This window comes from Ilumatobacter sp., assembly GCF_030065885.1.
Classification (GTDB): Bacteria; Actinomycetota; Acidimicrobiia; order Acidimicrobiales; family Ilumatobacteraceae; genus Ilumatobacter.
This window is the reverse complement of the sequence record NZ_JASJCS010000046.1, coordinates 1-23,451: the sequence shown is the minus strand read 5'-3', so window position 1 is coordinate 23,451 and position 23,451 is coordinate 1. Positions and strand designations below refer to the sequence as shown.

19 protein-coding genes are annotated in these 23,451 nt (G+C 70.3%); 8 read left to right on the top strand and 11 right to left on the bottom strand.

Translation table 11 applies throughout. The annotated features are described in order from the left end of the window. Nucleotides 1-60: 60 nt before the first annotated feature. Nucleotides 61-2,055, bottom strand: coding sequence for a tetratricopeptide repeat-containing protein (locus QNJ12_RS11425; RefSeq protein WP_300622773.1), 1,995 nt, complete (start codon nt 2,053-2,055; stop codon nt 61-63). 13 nt (nt 2,056-2,068) lie between these two features. Then, nucleotides 2,069-3,241, bottom strand: a complete 1,173-nt coding sequence (locus QNJ12_RS11420) for a patatin-like phospholipase family protein (protein WP_300622772.1) — start codon at nt 3,239-3,241, stop codon at nt 2,069-2,071. A gap of 108 nt (nt 3,242-3,349) precedes the next feature. Between QNJ12_RS11420 and QNJ12_RS11415 the strand changes: the two genes are divergently transcribed. After that, a complete protein-coding gene (locus QNJ12_RS11415; protein ID WP_300622771.1) occupies nt 3,350-4,891 on the top strand; it encodes an alpha/beta hydrolase in 1,542 nt (513 codons plus the stop codon). Between the two features lie 84 nt (nt 4,892-4,975). Here QNJ12_RS11415 and QNJ12_RS11410 read toward each other — a convergent pair whose 3' ends face one another. Beyond that, complete coding sequence (locus QNJ12_RS11410) at nt 4,976-7,381, bottom strand: alpha-amylase family glycosyl hydrolase (protein WP_300622770.1); 2,406 nt, start codon at nt 7,379-7,381, stop codon at nt 4,976-4,978. A 268-nt stretch (nt 7,382-7,649) separates the two neighbouring features. On the opposite strand from QNJ12_RS11410, the gene QNJ12_RS11405 reads away from it, so the two are divergent. After that, complete coding sequence (locus tag QNJ12_RS11405; RefSeq protein ID WP_300622769.1) at nt 7,650-8,555, top strand: alpha/beta hydrolase; 906 nt, start codon at nt 7,650-7,652, stop codon at nt 8,553-8,555. 36 nt (nt 8,556-8,591) lie between these two features. Here QNJ12_RS11405 and QNJ12_RS11400 read toward each other — a convergent pair whose 3' ends face one another. The 4 genes from QNJ12_RS11400 to QNJ12_RS11385 all read right to left on the bottom strand — a co-directional run bounded on the left by QNJ12_RS11400 (nt 8,592) and on the right by QNJ12_RS11385 (nt 10,995). Next, nucleotides 8,592-8,987: an MmcQ/YjbR family DNA-binding protein gene (locus QNJ12_RS11400; protein ID WP_300622768.1), complete on the bottom strand. Its 396-nt coding sequence runs from the start codon at nt 8,985-8,987 to the stop codon at nt 8,592-8,594. 90 nt (nt 8,988-9,077) lie between these two features. Then, nucleotides 9,078-9,644 (bottom strand): VOC family protein, encoded by a 567-nt coding sequence (locus QNJ12_RS11395; RefSeq protein ID WP_300622767.1) that lies wholly within the window; start codon nt 9,642-9,644, stop codon nt 9,078-9,080. A gap of 180 nt (nt 9,645-9,824) precedes the next feature. Beyond that, nucleotides 9,825-10,454: a carboxymuconolactone decarboxylase family protein gene (locus QNJ12_RS11390; RefSeq protein ID WP_300622766.1), complete on the bottom strand. Its 630-nt coding sequence runs from the start codon at nt 10,452-10,454 to the stop codon at nt 9,825-9,827. A gap of 7 nt (nt 10,455-10,461) precedes the next feature. Then, nucleotides 10,462-10,995 carry a GNAT family N-acetyltransferase gene (locus tag QNJ12_RS11385; RefSeq protein WP_300622765.1) on the bottom strand — a complete coding sequence of 178 codons (534 nt, stop codon included), beginning with the start codon at nt 10,993-10,995 and terminating at the stop codon, nt 10,462-10,464. Nucleotides 10,996-11,139: 144 nt separating this feature from the next. Between QNJ12_RS11385 and QNJ12_RS11380 the strand changes: the two genes are divergently transcribed. From QNJ12_RS11380 to QNJ12_RS11360, 5 genes are all read left to right on the top strand, one after another. Beyond that, entirely contained in the window at nt 11,140-11,898 is a 759-nt protein-coding gene (locus QNJ12_RS11380) for a maleylpyruvate isomerase N-terminal domain-containing protein (protein ID WP_300622764.1), read from the top strand. A 146-nt stretch (nt 11,899-12,044) separates the two neighbouring features. Then, entirely contained in the window at nt 12,045-12,806 is a 762-nt protein-coding gene (locus tag QNJ12_RS11375) for a PhnD/SsuA/transferrin family substrate-binding protein (RefSeq protein WP_300622763.1), read from the top strand. 88 nt (nt 12,807-12,894) lie between these two features. After that, a complete protein-coding gene (locus QNJ12_RS11370) occupies nt 12,895-14,439 on the top strand; it encodes a trimethylamine methyltransferase family protein (protein WP_300622762.1) in 1,545 nt (514 codons plus the stop codon). Nucleotides 14,440-14,979: 540 nt separating this feature from the next. Next, complete coding sequence (locus QNJ12_RS11365; RefSeq protein ID WP_300622761.1) at nt 14,980-17,454, top strand: FAD-dependent oxidoreductase; 2,475 nt, start codon at nt 14,980-14,982, stop codon at nt 17,452-17,454. Between the two features lie 2 nt (nt 17,455-17,456). After that, the gene (locus tag QNJ12_RS11360) at nt 17,457-18,095 is read left to right on the top strand and encodes a TetR/AcrR family transcriptional regulator (RefSeq protein ID WP_300622760.1); all 639 of its coding nucleotides are present in this window, start codon (nt 17,457-17,459) and stop codon (nt 18,093-18,095) included. A gap of 56 nt (nt 18,096-18,151) precedes the next feature. On the opposite strand, the gene QNJ12_RS11355 is transcribed toward QNJ12_RS11360, so the two are convergent. The 3 genes from QNJ12_RS11355 to betA all read right to left on the bottom strand — a co-directional run bounded on the left by QNJ12_RS11355 (nt 18,152) and on the right by betA (nt 22,621). After that, on the bottom strand, nt 18,152-19,270 hold the full coding sequence (locus tag QNJ12_RS11355; RefSeq protein ID WP_300622759.1) for a hypothetical protein: 1,119 nt from the start codon (nt 19,268-19,270) through the stop codon (nt 18,152-18,154). Nucleotides 19,271-19,431: 161 nt separating this feature from the next. Beyond that, on the bottom strand, nt 19,432-20,928 hold the full coding sequence (gene betC / locus QNJ12_RS11350) for a choline-sulfatase (RefSeq protein ID WP_300622758.1): 1,497 nt from the start codon (nt 20,926-20,928) through the stop codon (nt 19,432-19,434). Between the two features lie 37 nt (nt 20,929-20,965). Then, entirely contained in the window at nt 20,966-22,621 is a 1,656-nt protein-coding gene (gene betA, locus QNJ12_RS11345) for a choline dehydrogenase (RefSeq protein ID WP_367281778.1), read from the bottom strand. A gap of 78 nt (nt 22,622-22,699) precedes the next feature. Between betA and QNJ12_RS11340 the strand changes: the two genes are divergently transcribed. Continuing rightward, nucleotides 22,700-22,972: a ferredoxin gene (locus tag QNJ12_RS11340; protein ID WP_300622756.1), complete on the top strand. Its 273-nt coding sequence runs from the start codon at nt 22,700-22,702 to the stop codon at nt 22,970-22,972. A gap of 19 nt (nt 22,973-22,991) precedes the next feature. On the opposite strand, the gene QNJ12_RS11335 is transcribed toward QNJ12_RS11340, so the two are convergent. Beyond that, a partial coding sequence (locus QNJ12_RS11335) for a hypothetical protein (RefSeq protein WP_300622755.1) occupies nt 22,992-23,451 on the bottom strand: 460 nt, incomplete at its 5' end.

Sequence of the window (23,451 nt, the reverse complement as noted above, 5' to 3'; positions counted from 1 at the left end):
GAGTCGGTCGTCGGGGGCCGGCGGACGCTCGACCGAGGTCAGGTCATCGGCGCGGTCGGCTCACTCGACGAGCTTCAGCGCCTCGAGGATCTCGACGCGGGCACCACGCTCCTGGGCGCGCTCGGTCATGTCCTGCGTGCCGCCGGCGCCGTCGCCGGGCGCCCGGTTCCAGAGCGCGATCAACACCACGCGCTCGCCGAGCGCGAACGCGGTGTGGAGCATCCAGAGGTTCGAGCGCTGCCAGATGTTGTAGTCCTGCTTGCTGCGCAGCCAGGGCGGGAGGTCGTCGCCGTCGTGGAGCAGCTCCGGCTTCGTCGTCGGCTGCAGGTCGTTGAAGCGGCGCACCCAGTCGGGCCCGCCATCCGCGACAGAGGCAGCGATGAAGTCCGGCTGCGGCAGCGCGAGGAACATGCGCGACTCGATGCCCAGCTCGGCGCACACCTCGTGGAACAGGATGTCGCCACCCGACGCGCCCCCGGCGATCCCCAGCAGTGGCGCACCGCCGGCCCGCTCCTGCTCGGCAGCCACGGCCGCGCGAATCCACTCCCGCGCCATGTCCTCCTTGTCGGGCGGGAAGCGCGGCTCGGCTCGCTCTGCCGCATCGACGCGGTGGCCCGTGAACAGCACGACCCGCCGGCCCTGCTGGACGGACTGCTTCGGCTCGGGGATCAGGTCCAGGATCTCGCGCGTGTTGCTCTCGAACAGGCCGAGCTCGCCGTAGAGCGCGACCTGCTTGCGAGCGGCCGCGCCCACGAAGTCCTTCGCGCCCGCCAGCGCCTCGCGGTAGGCCTGGGCGACGCGCTTCTCCTTCGTCGACGTCAGGAACTTGAGGTCTGCCTCGGACACCTTCGCCCAGACCAGCTCGTCGCTCTGCTCGCGCTGGAGGCGCTCGATCCCCGACGCGATCGAGAGCTTGACGGCGGCCGCGAGCTCGTCGGCGCGTCGGACCAACCTGCGCAGCGCGCGGCCCGCAGCGTCGTCGTCCTCGTCCTCGTCGTCGACGTCGACACGTTCGGCCCAGACGCCGGGATGGGCCTCGGCCAGGGCGATCGTCACCTGCAGCATCGCCAGCGCGTTCACGCCGGAGTAGAAGTGATTCCGGTCCTCCGCGAACGCGTGCTCGTAACCCGTGGTACAGGCGTCGAGGTGCCCCGAGCGAAGGGCCGCGACGCCCCGCGCCTCGACATCGGGCAGCGAGCTCCAGTCGCCCTCCCAGCTCGTCTTGGTGTTGCGGGCCTGGAGCGCACGCGCCTCGGCACGCTCGAACGGCGTCGGCTCGGCAGAGCCGAGCACGCGGTCGATCGCCTGCGACGAGCGCGCCAGATCCCCGAGCCGTTGGTAGACCGTGCCGAGCAGCGTGTTGGCCTCGACGTCGTTCGGGAACAGCTTCGTCACCGACTCGAGCGACTCCTTGGCCGCGTCCCAGTCCCGGAGCCCGTACTGGGCCGAGCCCACCCGCCGCAGTCCCCCGACCTCCCACGAGAACCCGGCGGCCTCCGCGGCCAGCAGGCGCAGCCGGCCCTGGTCGCCGTTGACCGCGGCGTGGCCGACCTCCTCGGAGAACCCCTGCGGCACGACGAGCATGCGCTTCGGGTCGACCGGGGTGAGGTTCGGCAGCAGCTCGAAGACCGGGCTGTCCGACTCGTTGGCGGCGATCGTCTGCCGGATCGCCTCGGTCAGCCGCTCGAGCGCCGCCCCGGGGTTAGTGTGCTCGTACTCGATGTAGCGATCGGTCCTCAGGTCGAACGGGACGTCGTGGCCCTCCACCCGAGAGCGGATCAGCACCGTCTTCTTGTCGCGCAACGCGTGTCGGATGCCGAGCTCGTAGAAGACGTTGGCGTTGTGGATCGACACGTCGGCGATGACGAGGTCGGCGATCAGGATCTGCTCGAACATGTCGGTGCGGATGTTGCCGGCGCTGACGATGTCGCCGGTGGTGCGACCCTCGGGCCGCTCGGGTTGGGCGTCGAGGGCGGGACCGATCAGCTGCTCGTCGACCGCATCGAAGTCGACCCCCTCCTTCTCGCCGAACGGTCGGATGATGAAGGCGCGCATCGAGTTGGTCCGATCAGTCCAGGAACGTGCCGAAGTGGCTGGCGTCGACGTTCGCAGCGACCGCACGACCGATGCGCCGGAGGTCGTCCATCGCGTCGACGGCGTCGAGCTGCGCGACCTGCTCGGGATCGATGCCGGTCACGCCGAGCGCGCCGAGACCCTCCTCGGTGAGCTCGGCGTTGTAGCGGGCGTAGAGGAACGCCCGACCGAGGTCCTCGCTCAGCGGGATCGTCTGGGTCGTCCCGTCGGGATGCTCGCGGTGCGGGATCAGGTCGCCGATCTCACCGTCGAGCCGGTCGCCGTGCACGCACCGGCCCGTCGTCCGGCAGTTGGTGTCCTGGTCGACCGAGCAGGCGTACATCAGGTCGCCCGGCAGGCCGGCCAGGTTGGACACGAGGTTCTTCTCGGGGTCGTCGACGTTGTCCTGGACGTTCGGCGCCGCCCCGGTGCCGACCGACGTGATCAGCAGCTGCGACTCACCGCTGGCCCACCCGAGCCGGTAGGCGGGCTCGGTCGCCATGCGGTACAGCAGGAAGGCGGGGTTGTTGTACGGCGTGATGCCGCCGTCGACGAACACGAACGTCTTGTCGTCGTCGGACGGGTCCCACTCGACCCGCTCGGGCGGGAAGAAGATCGGGGCCGCCGTGCTGGCCCGGACGAGCTGCCACAACGGGATCCGCAGGTTGCAGTCGGGCCGATCCGGGTGGTTGTACTTCGCGAGCGGGTTCGACGAGATCGGCCACGGCGAGTCGGTCGTCGTGTTCCTCGTGACCGCGAGCAACAGGCAGCGGAGGTGTTCGGGCTCCAGCGTGGTGTCCTTGCCGAACGTCGCGCGGAGCTGCCGCTGCAGGGGACCGTCCTCGTACAGGCTCTTCCAGCGGTGGAAGATGCTGCGCTTGTCGAACATCTCCTTGCCGCTCTGCTCGTAGAAACCGAGCAGCTCGTCGACCGACATGCCGCGGGCGAGGCCGGCGGCGATGATCGCCCCGGTGCTGGTGCCACCGACGTAGTCGTACCAGTCGCACAGGACCAGATCCGGCTGCCCGGTGCGCTCGCGCAGCACCGACTCGATCTCCTTGAGGATCTCCAGCGTCAGGATCCCACGGATGCCCCCGCCATCGAGGGCCAGGATCTTCCTCGGCCGTTCGTCGGCGTACCGGTCGTGCAGCGGTCCCCAGAGACTCATGGGATGGCCCTCCTCGCTCGCGCTCGACCACGACGCTAGTCACGCCGGCCCGACGCGTGTTCATGAATACGCGAGCTCGAGGGCGGCCGACGAGCCAGACGACGTCGTGTGACGATCGGTGACGTCCTGGCGAGGTCTGCCGACGATCCCGTCGACGGCCGGGCGACGTGCGGGCGACGTGCGGGCGACGTCGGCGAGTTGGTGCGACGAACGGCACTTGCCGCCGAACCGATCGTGCGCGTGAGTAGAGGTGTGAGCGGTCGGCACGGCTGTCTCGGGAGCGCGACGTCGCTGGCGATGTCGCTGGTCGGGTCGTCGCTGGTCGGGTCGTCGCTGGTCGTGTCGTCGGCGGTCCTCATGGTGGGGTGTGGCGGCAGCGAGTCCGAGCCCGTGGCGTCCGAGCCTGCCGTACCCGAGCTCCCGGCGAGGCAGCCTGCGGCTCCCGAGTCAGGCGCCAACCACGCCACCGCCGGTACCACCGTCGCCGGCACCACCGGGGCCGGGCCGATCGCGACGGAGTCCGCCGTCAGCGCGACCACCGTCGACACGCCCAGCGCAGTCTCATCGTGGCGCGACGAGGAGGTCCAATTCTCCTTCGACGGCGACGAGCTGTTCGGGGTGCTGACGCTGCCTCCCGAGCCGGACCCGGACGCGGCGCTGATACCGGCGATCGTGCTCGTCTCGGGGTCGGGCGACGAATTCGGGATCCGGTCGGGCGCGACGACGCGCACGTTCGTCGACCACGCCCACCAGCTGGCTGGCGAGGGCTTCGCCGTGCTCAGGTACGACCCGCCGGGCGTCGGCCGGTCGGGCGGGAGCCGCGGCTTCCCGTCGCTCGAGCAGCGCGTCGACGAGACCCTCGCCGCGATGCGGTTCGTGGCGTCGCGCTCGGAGATCGACCCTGATGCGGTCGGCCTCCTGGGATGGAGCCAGGGCCCGTGGGTGATGGCGATGACCGCTGCCCGATACCCCGACGAGGTGGCGTTCCTCGTCTCGGTCGCCGGTTCCGGCCAGACGGTCGAGCAACAGCAGGTGTACGGCATCGAGTCCCAGACCAGGGCGGCCGGCCTGGCCGAGGACGACGTCGCGAAGGCGGTGGTGTTCGGACGCCTGATGATCGACTGGCAGCTGATCGAACCGATCTACCGCGACGACAACGAGGCGGCCATGGCCGAGCTCGGCGACGGCCCCTGGGCGACGATGGCAGAGCTCGTGTACGACGAGGGCGACGTCGGTCCGGTGGCGAGCGTGCCGCTCGTGATCGAGATCCTGACCGAGGTCCAGGACGAACCCTGGGCCTCCGAGCTCGTGCTGCGCGAGTTGTACATCCCACAGCTCGAGAGCCTCCCCAACGACATCACCGTCGACCAGCTCGCTGCTGTGCGAGCGCAGACCGACGCGCTCCTGCGCACCGATCCGGCCGACTTCCTGACCGAGGTCCGCGTGCCGGTGCTGGCGATCTTCGGTGAGCACGACCTGAACGTCGACAGCTCCAAGAGCCCTCGGCTCTTCGAGCAGTACCTCGCCGAGGCCGGCAACGACGACGCCACGATCGTCGTCCTCCCCGACGTCGGCCACGGGATCGGGCTGCCGACTCCCGGCTACTGGACGCTCCTGTCCGACTGGCTCAGGACCCGGTTCGGCGAGTAGCCGGCTCGGCAGATCGCCATGGCGGGGTCGCCGACACAGCGGGAGGGCTGCCGGCGGCGCCGGCGGAGCGTGTGTACCTGCGTGTCAGTTCTCGCCGAGCGTGGCCGCCCAGTCGGTCACCAGCCGAGCCACGACCTCGATCGCCTCCGGCGCCGGCGACAGCGCCTCGGGGGTGCCGACACAGCACGGCCCGGCGAACGCCACGCCGAAGTCGTCGGGATGGGTGTCGGCCGCCCACTGCTCGAACACGGCGAACTGCTCCAACCACGCCTGTTCCTGCGCGGCCGGCGTCGGCTCCCCTTCCTGGCCGAGCAACTCGACGATCACACCGCCCTCGACGCGGTAGCGCTCGCGCACCGGCTGCGGTTCGATGCCGGCGGCCGAGCCGAACGGATCCTCCGAGCGGACCTCGCACACGACGGTCGCACCGTCCGGTGCGCAGGACGCCTCGACCTCGCTGGTCAGCGCGGCGCCCCAGCCGATCTGAACGCCCACGACGTCACCGACCGTGACGACGCCGTCGCCGTCCCAGTCCCAGCTCTGGTCGAACCCGGCCTCGGGCGGCAACGGGTCGGACAGCCGGAACGTCCCACCGCCGTCGTACAGCACGGCATCCGGAGCGAACAGGTCCGCCAGCGCCGCCGTATCGAACGAGCCCGTCAGCTCGTACAGCCGCTCCACCACCGCGACGTCGGCCGCGGTGGCGGCGACGATCGTGGTCGTGGTGGTCGTCGTGTCGGGTGGCGGCGGCGACGGGTCGGACGTGAGCTCGAGCACCAGGAACCCGTAGGGCGGGATCGACTCGAGCGGTTCGTACGCGGCGAACCCGCCGGCGGCGTTGATCTGCGGCGCGTGTGCCGGTGGCCCGACCACCGGCACGACACCGGCGACGCCCGCGAGCGGGCCGCTCGGCAGATCGAGCACCGGGCCGACGGCATGGTCGGGAGCGAGGTTGAGCAACACCAGCACGTGCTCGTCGCCGTCGGTCCGGAGATACGCCATCACCGTGTCGAGGTCGACGTCGACCGGCACCGTCTCACCGCGCCGCAGCGCGGCGCTCGCTGCGCGGAACTGGATCAGCGACCGGTAATGCGACAGCAGCGAATCGTCCACATCGGTCTGGTCGGCGACGTTGAACACCTCGTAGCCCTCGAACGGCGGCTCCCACGGCGTTCCGGTCGTGAACCCGAGACCGGGCGCATCGGCGTTCCACGGCATCGGGGTGCGGATCCGCTCGTCGGGCTTCACCCCCTGGAGCCCCACCTCCTCGCCGTAGTACACGAACGGCACGCCCGGGCTGGTCAGCAGCCATGCCGCAGCGTTCTTCGCCAGGCGCACGTCGCCGCCGACCTCGCTCATGATCCGGTTCATGTCGTGGTTGGTGAGGAACGTCGCCCACTGCAGCTCGGGATACGAGGCCTCCACCGTCGCCATCGCGTCCTCGAACACCCGGGCGTCCTGTGCCCCGAACGCCGCGCCGCCCAGCTCGGTCAGCTCGAACTCGAAGGCGAGGTCGAGCGCGTCGGGGACGTAGGCGGCGACCTCGGCCGTCGGGCTCCACACCTCGCCGAGCACCAGCGCATCGGGAGCGATCGAGTCGACGTAGTCGTTGAAACCTTCCAGCCAGGCCACGGTGGCGGGCGTGTCGCTGACCGTCGCGCCGTCCTCGATGAGGTGCCTCGCCGCGTCGAGACGGAACCCGTCGACGCCGACGTCGTCGAGCCAGAAGCGAGCCACGTCGCGCAGCTCGGCGGTGACCTCCGGGTTGGCCAGGTTGAGGTCGGGCATGCCCTCCCAGAACAGGCCGAAGTAGAACCGATCGCCGGCCGGGTGCCACATCGGTCCGCCGTGCCACGGGCTGGGCGTGCCCGGGTCCTCGTCCGCCCACAGGTACCAGTCGGCGTCGTCGGGGTCACCCGCCAGTGCGGCCTCGAACCAGGGGTGCTCGCGCGAGCTGTGGTTGATCACGAGGTCGATGAGGACGGCGATGCCGCGCTCGTGGGCAGCCGCGAGGAACGCCGTGAAGTCGTCCATCGTGCCGTAGTCCGGGTTGATCTCGCGGTAGTCGGTGACGTCGTAGCCGTGGTAAGAGGGCGACGGGGAGATCGGCATCAGCCAGATGCCGGTGACACCCAGGTCGTCGGTCGTCGCCGGGTCGCCGTCGTTGAGGTAGTCGAGCGACGCCGTCAGCCCGGCGAGGTCGCCGATGCCGTCACCGTCGGAGTCCTTGAACGACCGCACGAACACCTCGTAGAACACCCGGTCGTTCCACCACGGGAGATCGCTCGCGGGCTCGACCTCCGGTGCCGTCGACGCGGCCGTGGTGGAGGTGGTCGTCGCCGATGCCGTCGCCGTGATGGTGGAGGTGGTGGCCGTGATCGGCGTCGTCGTGTCCTCGGCTGCAGGAGCGCTGGCGTCGTCGCCGGTGCACGCTGCGACGACGAGCGCCATGGTGCACATCGCGCACATGGCGATTCTCGAGCTCCGCATCGATTCCAGTCTCCGGCCCGGGCTGACGCAGGAGTAGGGCCCTCCGGCACAAGGTCGCCGCGAGGTCGCAGGAACGGCCTGCTCCCGTGCACCGCTGGACGACGCACGACGGGCTCGACCGCGCACGACGGGCTCGGCGGCGCACGACGACGCTCCACGGCACAGCCGACTCTCGCCGAGCGCGCACCGCACGACGATGACGTCCGGCGCGCCACCCGATCGCTGGTACGGTCGCGCGCCTGGTTCCGCCGACCGAGAGGGGGCTGTCATGGCGAGTACCGAGGCCGAGGCGATCAAGGTCGAGCTGCAGGCGTTCGCCGAGGCGCTGCAGACCGATCCGCCGCCCGAGCTGGACGAGATGCGGGCGGCGTACGAGACGCTCGGTGACATCGGGCGACCGCCTAGTGGCGTCAGCTGGACCGACGTCGACGTCGACGGCATCCCCGCCATCTGGGCCGACGCCGACGGCGGCGCGACCGATCGCGTGCTGCTCTACGTCCACGGTGGCGGCTACGTCATCGGTGCCGCCAAGTACTACACGAACCTGACCGGCCACCTCGCGAAGGCGATCGGCTGCCGCGTGCTCAACCTCGACTACCGGTTGGCGCCCGAGCACCCCCACCCAGCGCCCGTCGAGGACGCCGTCCGTGCGTTCCTCTGGCTCCGTTCGCAGGGCTTCGACGACCGCCACATCGCGATCGCCGGTGACTCCGCCGGCGGCGGCTTGACGATCACGACGATGTTGTCGTTGCGCGACCGGGATCTCGGTCAGCCGGCCGCTGCCGTCCCGATCAGCCCGTGGGGTGACCTCGAAGGGCTCGGCGGCACGATGACCACCAACGCCGACAAGGACGTGCTCGTCGGCCTCGAGATGCTGCAGGCCATGGCGATGATGTTCCTGGCGGGTGGCGACGCGAAGGACCCGCTCGCGGCGCCGATCTACGCCGACTACTCGGGCCTGGCTCCGCTCTACATCCAGGTCGGCGGCGACGAGACGCTCCTCGACGACACGGTCCGGATCGTCGCAAAGGCCGAGGAGGCGGGCGTCGACGTGACGAGCGAGGTCTTCCCCGAGATGCAGCACGTCTTCCAGTTCGCGGCCGGCCGGATGCCCGAGGCCGACGAGGCGGTCGCGAAGATCGGCGCGTACCTGCGCCCACGCCTCGGCCTCTGACAGACGGGCGGCTCGCTGCGCTCGGTGACCTCGGCGTCAGCCGTCCGAATCGAGCTCGGCGACCAGCCGCTTGGGCGCGGTCAGCCGGAAGGACGCGTCGAGGAGCTCGGTCACCTCCGTCCAATCGGTGTCGTCGTCGAGATCGACGCCGATCCAGCCCGACGGGCCCAGGTAGGCCGGGGCGTAGACCCGCTCGTCCTCGAGCAGCGCCTGGCGGTCGTCGGCGTCGGGGAGCAGCACGAGCGAGTGCGGGTGCTGCACCCACTCCCCGTCGACCTTCAGCGAACCCCCGTAGTAGGCGAACACCTTCGTGGTGTAGAGCGCCGGCCGACCGTGGGAGACCTTCTCGGCGCTCCCGGGAAACGTCGATGCGATCTGGCGCACCCTCGCGAGGTACGGATCGTCGTCGTCGAACATCTTCGGATGTGCCACGACCTGCGATCGTAGGCACCAACGGGCGCCCTGCCGAGCCCCCGACCGGCGAACGCCGCCTCGTTCGCGTGCCTGCGGGTGTGGGCGCGCTCAGACGTCGACGTGGTTCCCGTCGGCGTCGACGGGGAGCACCGCGACGTCGTCGGGGCGACCCATCTCCCTCGTCCACGCCGCGAACTCGAGCAGGATGCCGTCGGGGTCGCGGAAGTAGAACGACCTGACGAACACGCCCGGGTGGAACTCGGGTGCGACCTGGTACTCGCTGTCGTCGTGGTCGAGGACCATGCTGACCTCGACTCCGGCGTCGATCAGCCGCTGCCGGTACTCCTCGAACCGCTCGAGCGGCACGTCGAACGCGAGGTGGTTCATCGACCCGTGCGCCGTGGTGATGTCGACCGCGTCGGGGAGCCCGGGCGCGTTCGAGACCCCCGGCTGCGTCGGGCCGGCCCCGGTGAACCAGAAGAAGGCGAGGCAGTCGTCGTTGCCCATGTCGAAGAAGAAGTGCTGTCCCGCGCCGTTCGGCAGCTCGATCGTCTTGACGAGCGGCATGCCGAGCACGTCTCGGTAGAACCGGACCGTCCGCGCCATGTCGGAGCACACGAGCGCGATGTGGTTCACGCCACGCAGCTCGAACCGCTGGTTCGCCGACGTTCCCATGTCGCGACGGTACCCAGACCGGAGAGGTGGCCACGGAGCGAGCGTCGAAACAGAGCAGGGACGGCGAGCTCGGTCAGGCGGCGAGCCCGACGGGCTCGATCCGGCTCGATCCGGCTCGATCCGGCTCGGTCCGGCTCGGCCGGTCGGCGAACGCCCGGGGCGTGACGGCCCGGTCGTGAGCTACTCGCTCGCGAACGCCTCGGCGTCGAAGCCGTCGGGCGCAGGTACCTCGGTGATCGGGTCGTCGCGGTCGTCGAACTCGAGGCGCAGCGCCCTCGTCATGACCGCGTGCATGAAGTAGAGGCCGGTGATGTACGTGAACTCCAGGATCTCCTCGTCGGAGAAGTGCTCGTGCAGCGCGTCGAACACGGCGTCGGGCACCCGGCCGTGCTGATCGACGAGGTAGTCGGTGTAGGCGAGCAGCGCCCGCTCGCGATCGTCGAAGCAGTCGGCCACCTCCCACGCCTGGATCGCCGCGATCTTCTCCTCGGCCATCCCCAGTCCGCGGCAGCTCTTGCAGTGCTGGGAGTACACGAACTGGCTGGCGGTCAACCACCCCGCCCTGGTCTGACCGAGCTCGCGCAGCAGCGGGTCGAGCTGCCGGCTCGAGCTGCGGTAGACGCGGAAGCCGCCGACGCAGTGGCGGAAGATGTCGGGGACGAGCGCGAACACCGTCCACCAGTCCCCCGGCGAGCCGGTGGCCGTGCCGGGCTCGGCGACCGGGTCCCGGTCGCCGAACAGGTAGTCGTACAGCGGCAGCACCGAGTGCTCGTCCGCCTCGGATCGTGGGACCTGACGCAATCGTGCCATCGCCCGATCAGATCGGATCGGCGGGCGGTCGATCGAGGCGGAGCAGCGACTGCGCGGCGCCGAACTCCTCGAACTCCCGCTCCAAGCCGAACCCGAGGTGGCGGAGCAGGCGCAGCGAGGGCTCGTTGGCCGACTGGGTGACCGCGATCACCGAGGTGTCGTCGGTGTGCTCCCACACCCACGCGAGCGCTGCCGTCACCGCCTCGGCGCCCAGCCCGTGCCCCCACGACGCAGTCAGCAGCTCGTAGGACACCTCGAGCTCGTCGCGATCGCGGCCGAAGCCGATCCTGCCGATCGCGACGTCGGTCGCGAGGTCGGCGATGCAGAACACGCCCCACCGTTCGCCGACCGGCGACTTCCGGATCGCGTCGATGGCGTCGGCCGGCAAGGGGCCACCGAGGTACCGGCGCACGTCGGGGTCGGACGCCATCGCGAGGATCGCCGGCTTGTCGTCCTCACGGAACGCTCGCAGTCGGAGCCGGTCGGTCTCGATCGAATCGTTCGTCCACGGCATGGTGCTGAGTTCCGGGTCGGCGGTCATACCCGTCCGGTCGACCGTCCCGCCGGTCCGGGCTCGACTCTACGGCGTGATAGCACTCGACCCATGACGCGGGACACGCCACGGGACACGGCAGATGACACGCCACGTGGCACGGCGCATGGGTCGGACCCGACGAGCCCCGCCGTGATCGCACGACACGGCGCCGGGCTCGCCGAGCTCGGCCGGCGCCACTCGCCGTCGACGCCGGTGCCGACGTGCGGCGACTGGAGGCTCGCCGACCTCGTCTGGCACCTGGCCGAGGTACAGGACTTCTGGTGTCACGTGATCGGCAACCGGCCCGCAGGGCCCGACTCCTACGACCGGCCGAGTCGACCCGCCGATGACGAGCTCGGCGACCTGCTCGCCGACCGCTGTCGTCGGCTGGTGAGCCTGCTGACCGACGCCGACCCAGCCGAGCATGCCTGGAGCTGGGCCGACGAGCAGACGGTCGGGTTCACGGTTCGCCGACAGTCGCACGAAGCGCTGGTGCACCACGTCGACGGCCTCCTCGCCGTCGGCGAGCCGGTGCCCACGGTCGACCCTGCGCTCGGCGCCGACGGCGTCGACGAGCTCGTCGGCGTGATGCTCACCGGGGTGCCGCCGTGGGCCACGTTCACGCGAGGAACCGGCACGATCCGGCTCGACGCCGGTGGCGCGGGCCGATCCTGGTCGCTGCGCTTCGGTCGCATGACCGGAACATCGCCCACGACCGGGACGGACCACGACCTCGCCGCGCTCGAACGGATCGACGACCTCGATCGGGCCGACACCGTGATCGAGGCGCCGGCGCTCGACCTCGACCTCTGGATGTGGGGACGGTTGCCCGACGAGCACGTGTCGGTCGCCGGCGATCCCGACGCCGTCGCGCGGCTGCGGCAGACGATCGCCGAGTCGACGCAGTAGACGTGCAGCAAGGGCGACCGCATGGGAGCGCGCTCTCCCGTTCGCCCGCCTCGCCGGGCCAGGTGCCGGGTCGAGCATCGGGAACAACGAGGTCGGCCCAGTGGTTTCGCATCCGTGATGACGACGACGGCGCAGCGAGGACGTCCATGACATCTGGCCCGCACGTCGAGCTCGGGATGTATCCGCTCGACTCGGTCGCGTGGGCATGGGACGAGCTGTGGGCGGCCGTGCACCGCCGGGCACCGTGGACGCCGGACCGGCTCACGCGGTCGGGCGACGTGCACGCCCGCTGGTACGACGCGGATTGCCTGGTCACCCATGTGTGCGGCTGGCCCTTCGCGGCCCTGCACCGCAACGACATGCACCTCGTCGGCGCCTTCGACGTCGACCTCCCCGACGCGGCCGACGGGTATTACCGCAGCGTGATCCTGACGCCGCACGACCGGCCGTTGCACGAGCTGATCTCGTCGCGCAGCCGGGCCGTCGCCAACAGCGCCGACAGCCTCTCGGGCTGGTTGAGCCTGCTCGCCGCCACCGTCGGCACCGGCGCCGAGTGGCCGGGCGACGTGACGTTCACGTCGGCTCACCACGACAGCCTTCGCGCGCTCGCGAAGGGCGAGGCCGATGTCGCCTCACTCGACGCGTGGAGCCTGGCCCTGATCTCGGCCGAGGAGCCGGGCCTCGTCGCCGGGCTCCGCCAGGTCGGCATCGGCCCGCGGATCCCCACCCCTGCGATCACGCTGCGCAAGCCGGCCGGCGACGCGCGCGCCGACGAGCTGCGGGCGGCGTTCGTCGACGCCGTCGAGAGCCCCGAGCTCGCAACCGCCCGCCACGCGCTCCACATTGAGGGATTCGCGTCGCTGACGCTCGACGACTACCTGGCCACCCTGCGTCTCGGCCCCCGCTGACCGCCGAGTCCCCGAGCGGCCCATCGCCGGCCGGTTGATGTAGCCTGGAACACTCGTACCGGAAATTACGTCATGGATTGGGGGATCCGTGGGCGCAAACGTCGCACGGAGCGGTCAACGCCGGCGCCGAAACCGAAACGTGTCGCGCCCTCGCGTTCCCGAGCAGCGGCCGTTCGACCAGCCCCGCCTGCGCCGGGAACCGACCCGGCTCGTCTCCGACGACCAGGTCGAGGCGATCCACCACGCCTCGCTGCGCATCCTGAGCGAGCTCGGCATGAAGGTCCTCGACCCCGAGACCAGGTCGGTGTTCGGTGGCGCCGGCGCGACCGTCGACGGCGAGATGGTCCGGTTCGAACCGGCGCTCGTCGAGGAGCTGATCACCACGGCGCCGGCTCAGTTCACGCTGCACGCCCGCAACCCCGCGCACGATCTCGTGATGGGCGGTGATCACCTGTCGTTCGCGGCGGTCAACAGCGCGCCGAACGTCGCCGACCTGGACGGCGGTCGTCGCGCCGGGAACCGGCACGACTACCAGAACCTGCTCCGGCTCGTGCAGTCGCTCACCTCGATCCACTTCACGCCCGGCTATCCCGTCGAGCCGATCGACATCCACGCGTCGGTGCGCCACCTCGACGCCACGCTCGACCTGCTGACGCTCACCGACAAGGCGATCCACGTCTACTCGCTCGGCAGGCAACGGAACGTCGACGCGATCGAGATGGCCCGCATCGCACGTGGCCTGACCGAGGCCGAGCTCGACGAGCAACCGAGCATCTGCACGATCATCAACACCAACTCCCCGCTCACCCTCGACGTGCCGATGAGCCACGGCATCATCGAGATGTCCCGGCGCAATCAGGTCGTGTGCGTCACCCCGTTCACGCTGGCCGGGGCGATGGCGCCGATCACGATCGCCGGGGCGCTGGCGCAGCAGAACGCCGAAGCCCTCGTCGGCCTGATGCTCACGCAGATCGTGCGCCCCGGCAGCCCCTTCGTCTACGGCTCGTTCACCAGCAACGTCGACATGCAGTCGGGTGCGCCGGCGTTCGGTACACCCGAGTACTGGAAGGCGACCGTGGTCGGCGGGCAGCTCGCCCGCCGCTACGCCGTGCCGTACCGGTCCTCGAACGCCTGCGCCGCCAACGCCGTCGACGCGCAGGCCGCGTACGAGTCGATGTTCTCGATCTGGGGCGCCGTCGACGCCGGCACGAACTGGGTGCAGCACGGCGCGGGATGGATGGAGGGCGGCCTGCACGTGAGCTTCGAGAAGATGCTGCTCGACGCCGACCTGCTGCACATGGTGTCGGCGTCGCTCGACCCGCTCGTCGTCGATGAGGAGACGTTGGCGCTCGACGCGATCGCCGAGGTCGGGCCCGGCGGGCACTTCTTCGGTGCCGAGCACACCCAGGCCCGGTACCGCACCGAGTTCTACCGACCGATGGTCTCCGACTGGCGCAATTTCGAGGCGTGGGCCGAGGCCGGCAGCCCGGAGGCAGCCGCCAAGGCCAACGAGCTGGTCAAGGCGTTCCTCGCCGAGTACGAGGAGCCGCCGATGGACGAGGCCGTGCGTGAGGAGCTGACCGACTTCGTGGCCCGACGGACCGCCGAAGGCGGCGTGGAGGTGGACTACTGATGATTGGTTCGCACGCCGCCTCTGCGCCGGCACCGAAGAGGCCGCCGCTTCGACGACGGCTCACGAGTACACCACTCCTCGGGGCAACCCCTCGTCGCTGCGCCACCCGACACGCACACACCGACCACGCCGGTTCGCACGCCGCCGCTGCGATTGGACACCGGGTGCGGCCCGAACCGACCGGATCGCACGCCGTCCCCGGATGCTGCGGCAGTCGACAGGACATCCGATGTCGTCGTGACTGCCACGGAACCCCGACGCACACGCCACGGCAGCCAACCCCACCGATCCCCCACCCACGCGACTCTGCGGCAGTCGACAGGACATCCGTCGTCGCCGTGACTGCCACAGAACCCGGAAGCACACGCCCACGGCAGCCAACCCCACCGATCCCCCACCCACGCGACTCTGTGGCGGTCGACACGACATCCGTAGTCGTCGTGACTGCCACGGCACCCCGACGCACACGCCACGGCAGCCAACCCGACGCAGGATGCCGTCGTGACTGCCACAGGGTCTGAAGGTTGAAGGAGCACATCGATGAAGTCGTCAGCACAGGTGGTGGTGATCGGGGGTGGGGTCGTCGGCGCATCGGTCCTGTTCCACCTCACCGAGAACGGGTGGACCGACGTCGTGCTGGTCGAGCGCAAGGAGCTCACCGCCGGCTCGACCTGGCACGCCGCGGGCGGCATGCACACCCTCAACGGCGACCCCAACGTCGCCCAGCTCCAGCAGTACACCGTGCAGCTGTACCAGCAGATCGAGGAGCGCTCGGGCCAGGACTGCTCGATCCACCTCCCCGGCGGCATCACGCTCGCGTCCGACACCGACCGCATGGACTGGCTCGAGATGGCGGTCGCCCGTGGCCGCTACCTCGGCATGGACGGCCTCGAGATGATCTCGCCGAAGGAAGCGCAGGAGCTGTTCCCGCTGCTCGACCCACGGCACTTCCTCGGCGCGATGTGGGACCCGGTCGAGGGCCACGTCGACCCGACCGGCGTCACGAACGCATACGCGATCTGCGCCCGCCAGGCCGGCGCCGAGATCTACCGCCAGACCTGGGTGAGCGGTCTCGAGCAGCGCCCCGACGGCACGTGGACCGTCGTCACCCGACCCAGTACCGGCAACGCCGACGACGGTGAACGCCACGAGATCCACGCCGAGCACGTGGTCAACGCCGGCGGCCTGTGGGCGCGCGAGGTCGGTCGGATGGCCGGTCTCGAGCTGCCGGTCCTGGCGATGCAGCACCACTACCTGGTCACGGAACCGATGCCCGAGGTCGCCGAGCACATGGCCGCCAGCGGTCGCGAGATGCCGATGGCGATGGACTTCACGGGCGAGATCTACATCCGCCAGGAGGGTGAGGGCATGCTGCTCGGCACGTACGAGCAGGACTCCCGGCCGTGGTCCGAGCACGAGACGCCGTGGAACTTCGACATGGAGCTGCTCCCGCCCGACCTCGACCGCATCGAGCCCGAGCTGAGCGTCGCGTTCCAGCACTACCCCGCAATGGCGACGGCGGGCATCAAGACGATCGTCAACGGCCCGTTCACCTTCACCCCCGACGGCAACCCGCTCGTCGGCCCCGTGCCAGGGCTCCAGAACCACTGGACCGCATGCGGCGTGATGGCCGGCCTGTCCCAGGGCGGCGGCGTCGGCCTCAGCCTCGCGAACTGGATGACCGACGGCGACCCGGGTTTCGACATCTGGGGGATGGACGTGTCCCGGTTCGGCGACTACGCCACGTTGCCGTACACGCGGGTCAAGGCCGAGGAGAACTACCGCCGCCGGTTCCGGATCACGTTCCCCAACGAGGAACTGCCCGAAGGCCGCAACCTGCAGACCGTGCCGGTCCACGATCGCCTCGTTGCGCACAACGCCGTCTTCGGCGCGGACTTCGGTCTCGAATCGCCACTGTGGTTCCAGCGCGCAGGTCGCGAGCCGGTCGAGAACGTCACGTTCCGCCGGTCGAACGCGTTCGACCTCGTCGGCGAGGAGTCGCGTGCCGTCCGCGACGGCGTCGGCATGACCGAGGTCTCCAACTTCTCGAAGTACCGCGTGGCCGGCCCCGGCTCGGCCGAGTGGCTGCAAGGGCTCTTCACCAACACGCTGCCCAAGGTCGGGCGGATCAACCTGACCGCGATCCTGAACCACCACGGCCGCGTGATCGGCGAGTTCTCGGTGGCCCGGTACGCCGACGACGGGTTCTTCCTGTTCAGCTCGCTCGGGGCGACCGACCACCACCGGCGATGGTTCCTGATGAACATGCCGGCCGACCCGGCGTTCACGTTCGAGGTGGTCGGCCAGCGCATGGTCGGCCTCTCGATCGCCGGTCCGAAGTCGCGCGACGTCCTGCAGGCGGTCACCCGGTTCGACGTCTCGAACGAGAACTTCCGGTTCATGGACTTCCGCCAGTTCGACGTCGGCATGGCGAGCTGTCGCGTGGGTCGCATGACGTACACCGGCGACCTGGGCTACGAGATCTGGACGTCGCCCGAGAACCAGCGGCACGTGTTCGACGTCCTGGTGGAGGCCGGCGAACCGCACGGCCTCCGGCTCTTCGGCGTCCGCGCCCTGCTCTCGATGCGCCTCGAGAAGATGTTCGGCACCTGGTTCCGCGAGTACCGCCCGATCTTCACGCCGTACGAGGCGCGCATGGACCGCTACGTCAAGCTCGACCACGACTTCGTCGGGCGCAAGGCGCTCGAGTCCGCCGACCCGCCGAAGCGGTACCTGTCCTACTTCGAGGTCGACCCCGACCCGGACGACCCGGCCGACGTCATCGGCGACGAGCCGATCTGGCACGACGACGGTTCGGGCCCGAGAGTGGTCGGTTGGGTCACGTCAGGTGGCTACGCCCACTACAGCGAGAGGTCGCTGGCGCTCGGCTACGTCGAAGCAGGCGTCGCCGATGCCGCCAGCGGCTTCGAGATCGAGATCATCGGCCGTCGCCGGCCGGCGACGCCGCTGCGCGAGCCGGTGCTCGACCCGCGCGGCGAGCGCATGCGGAGCTGAGCGTGGCTCGCCCCGTCGACCGGCAGCACCGGCTCGACCTGCTCGACCGTGTCGTCGATCACCTGGGCGAGCACGGCCTCGCCAATGTGTCGTACCGGCCGCTCGCCGACTCGGTCGGCGTCAGCGTCAACTCGCTGGTGCACCACTTCGGATCGCGCGACGACCTGGTCATCGCCGCGCTCAGGAGGTCGGGCGAGATCCAGCGCCAGGTCGAGCAGCGCTGGCTGAGGCGCCGGCCGCGGATGTCGCAGGCCGACCTCTTGCGCGCATGGTGGCGGTGGATCAACGCCTCGCCACGCAACCTCGCCATGGCCCGGCTGGGCATCGAAGCCGCTGCGATGGAGGCGACCCTCGGCGGGCTCCCCCGGCGATTGCGCGGTGAGCAGATCGGCGTCTGGCGGCTCAACATCGAGCAGCGCCTCGTCACCGAAGGTGTCCCCGAGTCCGCCGCCGTGATCGAGGCGTCGCTCGCGAAGGCGATGTTCACGGGGCTGGTGGTCGACCTGCTGGCGTCGGGCAACAAGGCCCGGCTCACCCGCTCGCTCGAGGTCGGCCTCGCCCGGCTGGAGCAGGTCGTGTGGTCGAACGCCGGCCTCAGCGACCAGCAGTTCCCCGCCGCCACGCGGGTCCGAGAGCGCTGACCGGTTGCCACAGGGCGTGAGCTACCAGCACGGGTTCGGCTTCAGCCCGTCGCAGATCACGCCGTCGTACTCGAAGACCGCGCGCTGCCCCCCCAACTCACGACCTGACCGAGATCGTTGATCGCGTAGCCGGCTGCACAGATCTGTCCGAGATCGTTGATGTCGCCGATCTGGACATCGAGCACGAGCACCTCCCCGGTGGCCAGATCCCAGAGCCGACTGGACGAACCCCTGCTGATCGCCAGACCGAGGTCGCTGAGCGCCCCGGGGATGGTCGAGCCGGCGAGTCGCTGGATCTCACCGGTGTCGAGGTTCCAGGCGACAGGACGATCGTCGCACGACCCGACGACCTGGCCGCGGTCGTTGATCGCCGTTGCGCCACACGACGTCGCGCCCGTCGGAATGCCGAGGTCGGCCATCTCGCCGGTCGCCACGTCCCACAGGAACGCCCTGGTGATCGAGGTACCGTTGCCGGTGACGCCCGGCTCCGGGGGGATGGCGTCGATCTCCACGCTGCCGACGACCTGACCGCGGTCGTTGAGGTCCTCGGCGAGGAAGTACACGCCGTCTGCCCCGACGCGGCCGAACGAGGGCACGATCTCGGTCGCCACACCCCTGGGCAGGTCGATCACGTAGACACCCTCGCCGAAGGCGAGGACCTGACCGGCGTCGTTGATCCGCGTCGCCGATGTGAACGGCTCGGCATCCGGGGCGTCGACGAGGTCGTCCAGCCGCTGCGGGGGGCTCAGGGGATCCGGCCACCAGACGCCGTACATCTCGTACTCGCCGACGTAGCTGTAGCCGACGATCGCGCCCTGGTCGTTGATGTCGAGCGCTCCCGAGACGTCGATCCCAGGGAGTGCCCCGAGGTCGATCCAGTCGTCGGGAGCCGACCCGAGGTCCACGGTCGTCCACGGCTGTGTGGTGCTCGGCACCAAGGACGCTGCCGTCGAGATCGCGGGTGACGAGGTCTCGTCCGCCGGGGTCGCGCCCGTCGAGGACGGTGCGACGGTCGCCTTTGCGGAGGGCTCGGCAACGGGCAGCACCGTCGAGGCGGTCGTCTGCGGCGAGATCGGAGCCGCCTGGCTGCTCGCACCTGGCGCATCGGGGCCGCCTCCACCGCAGCCGACCGCCGCGACCAGCCAGACCGCAACGACTGCCCACCGATGCGTCATCGTGCTCCACGCCTCCGCTTCCCGCGTACCACGCGGCCGACACCCACGCCAGAGACGAACGACCCGGCCGGCGATGATCCCGGTCGGGGCGACACGGCCGCCCGCCCGCTTCAGGAGCGGCGCGACTTCAGGAGCGGCGCGACTTCAGGAGCGGTGCGGCTTCAGTAGCGGCGGCCCGATTCGACGTCGTTGAGGTCGAGGTGATTGCGCATGTACTGCTGGCCGGCGTCGACCGTCGGCTGGTGGTCCCACGACCGATACCGACCCCGGCGGAGCGCCCGGTCGACGTCGGCGCGGTCGCGCTGGCTGGCACGGACCTCGGCGTCGATGCGGTCGACGTCCCATCGCTTCGTCACCTCGGCCGTGAACGACTCCAGCGTCGCCCCGTGCGCCGGGTCGTCGGCGAGGTTCGTCAGCTCGTGCGGGTCGGCGGCCACGTCGTAGAGCTGTGGCGGGTCGGCACTGCACCAGACGAGCTTGAGGTCACCCCGACGGATCATGAAGATCGGCGCGACCGCTCCCTCGCCGAGGTACTCCCCCACCACGGTTCGGTCCGGGTCGGGCGACGAGACGAACGGCAGCACACTCGCCCCCTCCATCGGCTCGGTCGCCTCGACGCCGGCGAGGTCGAGGAGCGTCGGCGCGAGATCGAGCAGGCTGACATGGGTCGTCGCCTGTGCCGCCGAGCGACGGGCCGGGTCGTGGACGATCAGCGGCACGCGTGCGCTGTGCTCGAAGAAGCTCATCTTGTACCAGAGGCCGCGCTCGCCGAGCATGTCGCCGTGGTCGGCGGTGAACACGGTCACCGTGTCGTCGGCGAGGTCGAACCGCTCGAGCGTGTCGCGGATCTGCCGTAGCCAGTCGTCGACGTACGAGACGTTGGCGAAGTAGGCGCGCCGCGCCGCACGGATCTGGTCGTCGGTCACCGACGTCACGTCGGCGGCGATCACGTGCCGGAGCCGCTCGCTGTGCCGGTCGTGGGTCACCGCGCCGTCGGCGACTGCCGGCATCGGGATCTCGACACGGTCGTAGCGTTCCCAGAACTCCGGCCGGGCGACGTACGGGTCGTGCGGGTGCGTGAACGAGACAGTGACGAACCACGGGCGGTCGTCCGACGTGCGGGCGAGGTCGCGCAACTTGCGCAGCGCTTGGTGGCCGACATCGTCGTCGAAGTCGAGTTGGTTCGACGCCTCGGCGACGCCGGCGTCGGTCACGCTGTCCATGTTGTGGAACCACCAGTCGAACCGGCCGTCCGGATCGTCCCAATTCGGCGTCCAGCCGAAGTCGGCCGGGTAGATGTCGGTCGTCAGGCGCTCCTCGAAGCCGTGCAGCTGGTCGGGCCCGACGAAGTGCATCTTCCCGATCAGCGACGTCTGGTAGCCGGCGCTGCGGAGGTGGTGAGCGAACGTCGGAACGCTCGCAGGGAACTCCGAGGCATTGTCGTAGGCGCCGATCACCGAGTTGAGCCGGCCACTCATCATCGAGAACCTCGAGGGCGCGCACAGCGGGCTGTTCGCATAGGCCGACTCGAACACCACGCCCTCCTCGGCGAGCCGGTCGATCGCCGGCGTGATCGCGGTGTCGCCGCCGTAGCAGCGCAGGAACGGCGCTGCGAGCTGGTCGGCCATCACCAGCAGGAGGTTCGGCCGACCCGTCACGGCGACCCGTTCACGTCGCCTCGCTCACGTCGCCCAGTCACGACGGGCCCCCGAGATAGAACTCGGCCGGGTCGGGCGGCAGCGGGTCGTTGCCGAGGATCAGATCGGCCGCCCGCTCGGCCACCATCATCGTCGGTGCGTACAGGTTGCCGTTCGTGATCACCGGCACGACCGAGGCGTCGACCACGCGCAGCCCGTCGACGCCGTGGACCCGCATCGTCGACGGGTCGACGACGGCCATCTCGTCGGTGCCCATCGTGCACGTGCCCGACGGGTGCAGCGCGGTCTCGCTGTCACGGGCGACCCACGCCATGATCTCCTCGTCGGTCTCGACGTCGGGCCCGGGCGAGATCTCACCGCCGTCGTACGGCTCGAACGCGGGCTGGGCCAGGATCCGCCGGGCCGTCCGGACCGCCTCGATCCACTCCCGCCGGTCGCGCTCGGTCGACAGGTAGTTGAACTGCACCGCCGGGTGCTGTCGCGGATCGGTCGACGTGATCCGGACCCACCCCGTCGAGTCGGAGTACATCGGGCCGACGTGCACCTGGTAGCCGTGGCCGGTCTCGGACGTGCCCGCCGGCGACGAGCCGTCGTAGCGGATCGCGATCGGCAGGAAGTGGAACATCAGGTTCGGGTACGGCTCGTCGGGATTGCTCTTCACGAACGCCCCGGCCTCGAAGTGGTTGGTGGCGGCGGGGCCGCGCCGGGCCAGCCACTGCAGCCCGATCCACGGCGCCCGCCACATCGCGAGGTGCGGCTGCATCGAGACCGGCTGCTTGCACGCGTACTGGATGTAGACCTCGAGATGGTCCTGCAGGTTCTCGCCGACGCCGGGCAGAGCGTGGACCACGTCGATGCCGAGGCCGGTGAGGTGACCGGGCTCCCCGACGCCCGAGAGCTGGAGCAGTTGGGGTGAGTTGAAGGCCCCGCCGCAGAGGACGATCTCGCCGGCCCGCGCGACGTGCGTGCGGCGCCGCCGCCGGTACTCGACGCCGATCGCCCGCGTGCCGTCGAACTGCACGCGGTTGGCGAGCGCCCCGGTGACCAGTTCGAGGTTCGGCCGGTCGAGCACCGGGTGCAGGTACGCCCGGGCGGCGCTGAGGCGGCGCCCGCGCCGGATGTTCTTGTCGAACGCCGCGAACCCTTCCTGGCGGAAGCCGTTGACGTCGTCGGTGCGTCGGAAGCCCGCCTGCGGGCCGGCCTCGAGCCACGCCTCGAACAACGGGCTCGCGGCGGGGCCGCGCTCGAGCTCCAACGGTCCGTCGCCGCCCCGCCAGTCGTCCTCACCGGCGAGGCAGGTCTCCATCCGCTTGAAGTACGGCAGGCAGTGGGCGTAGTCCCAATCGGCCAGACCCGGGCGTTGCGCCCACTTCTCGTAGTCGGCGGGGTTGCCGCGCTGGAAGATCATCCCGTTGATGCTCGACGACCCGCCCAGCACCTTGCCGCGGGCGTGGTACACCCGACGCCCGCCCATGTGGGGCTCGGGCTCGCTCTCGTACTTCCAGTCGTAGAAGCGGTTGCCGATCGGGTACGCGAGCGCGGCCGGCATGTGGATGAACACGTCCCACTTCCAGTCACGCCGTCCGGCCTCGAGGACGAGCACCCGGTTCGAGGGGTCGGCGCTGAGACGGTTCGCCAGCGCGCACCCCGCCGACCCGCCGCCCACGATGACGAAGTCGTAGTGGTCGGTCATCGCCGACATTCTTCCAGGGTCGCGGCCCATCGACGTCGCCCGAGCCCTCGTCTACCGTTGGCCGGTACGGAGGGCATCATGCGGGTCTGGATCGACCAGGATCTCTGCACCGGCGACGGGCTGTGCACCGATCACAGCCCCGAGGTGTTCGTGCTGCTCGAGGACGGCATCTCGTACGTCCGCGACGCAGCGGCGGGTGTCGTCGTCAGCGACCCCGGCGGCCGGGCGTGCATCGTCCCGGTGCCCGGCAGGCTCACGGCTGCGGTCATCGACGCTGCGCTCGACTGCCCCGGCGAGTGCATCTTCGTCGAGCACGATCCCGTCCCGGTGCCGCGACGCGCCGACGGCTGACCGACGCCGACGTTCGGCGTCACTGCGTGAGCTTCGTGCGCCAGGCGTCGCGGAGCTCGCGCATGCCCACGACGTCGAACGATTGGTCGTCGAGCCAGCTCACCCAGCTCTCGCGGCCGAACAGGTCGTACTCGTCGGTGCGAACGTGGAACGTGTCGGGGTCGATCCGCTCGACCTCTCCGGGCCCTGGCCGGCACGGGTGGAACGCGCAGTAGACCAGTTCGCCGTCGGCGCCGAGGAGCATCCGCTCGTAGTCGACCGATTCGTCGGCTGCTCGTCCGAAGTCGGTCTCGAGCACCTCGTCGAAGACCGGCATCGCGGCCGCTCGGGCCTGGCCGACGAACTCGGCGAACGCCGCCTCGCTCACGTCGGCGAGGTGATTGCTCGGCCCGTACGCGTCGAGGCGCGCCGTGATCAGCGCCGGCACGCGGTACTCGACGGCGAGCGCGACGTAGCGCTCGCACCACTCCGGCGCGAGC

Excerpts from the sequence above, each read along its gene's own strand:
- QNJ12_RS11395 (WP_300622767.1), bottom strand. The coding sequence starts at position 9,644 with ATGGGAACGTCGGCGAACCAGCGGTTCGAGCTGCGTGGCGTGAACCAC.
- QNJ12_RS11385 (WP_300622765.1), bottom strand. The coding sequence starts at position 10,995 with ATGACCGCCGACCCGGAACTCAGCACCATGCCGTGGACGAACGATTCG.
- QNJ12_RS11390 (WP_300622766.1), bottom strand. The coding sequence starts at position 10,454 with ATGGCACGATTGCGTCAGGTCCCACGATCCGAGGCGGACGAGCACTCG.
- QNJ12_RS11410 (WP_300622770.1), bottom strand. The coding sequence starts at position 7,381 with ATGCGGAGCTCGAGAATCGCCATGTGCGCGATGTGCACCATGGCGCTC.
- QNJ12_RS11355 (WP_300622759.1), bottom strand. The coding sequence starts at position 19,270 with ATGACGCATCGGTGGGCAGTCGTTGCGGTCTGGCTGGTCGCGGCGGTC.
- betA (WP_367281778.1), bottom strand. The coding sequence starts at position 22,621 with ATGACCGACCACTACGACTTCGTCATCGTGGGCGGCGGGTCGGCGGGG.
- QNJ12_RS11425 (WP_300622773.1), bottom strand. The coding sequence starts at position 2,055 with ATGCGCGCCTTCATCATCCGACCGTTCGGCGAGAAGGAGGGGGTCGAC.
- QNJ12_RS11375 (WP_300622763.1), top strand. The coding sequence starts at position 12,045 with ATGACATCTGGCCCGCACGTCGAGCTCGGGATGTATCCGCTCGACTCG.
- QNJ12_RS11420 (WP_300622772.1), bottom strand. The coding sequence starts at position 3,241 with ATGAGTCTCTGGGGACCGCTGCACGACCGGTACGCCGACGAACGGCCG.
- QNJ12_RS11340 (WP_300622756.1), top strand. The coding sequence starts at position 22,700 with ATGCGGGTCTGGATCGACCAGGATCTCTGCACCGGCGACGGGCTGTGC.
- QNJ12_RS11405 (WP_300622769.1), top strand. The coding sequence starts at position 7,650 with ATGGCGAGTACCGAGGCCGAGGCGATCAAGGTCGAGCTGCAGGCGTTC.
- QNJ12_RS11365 (WP_300622761.1), top strand. The coding sequence starts at position 14,980 with ATGAAGTCGTCAGCACAGGTGGTGGTGATCGGGGGTGGGGTCGTCGGC.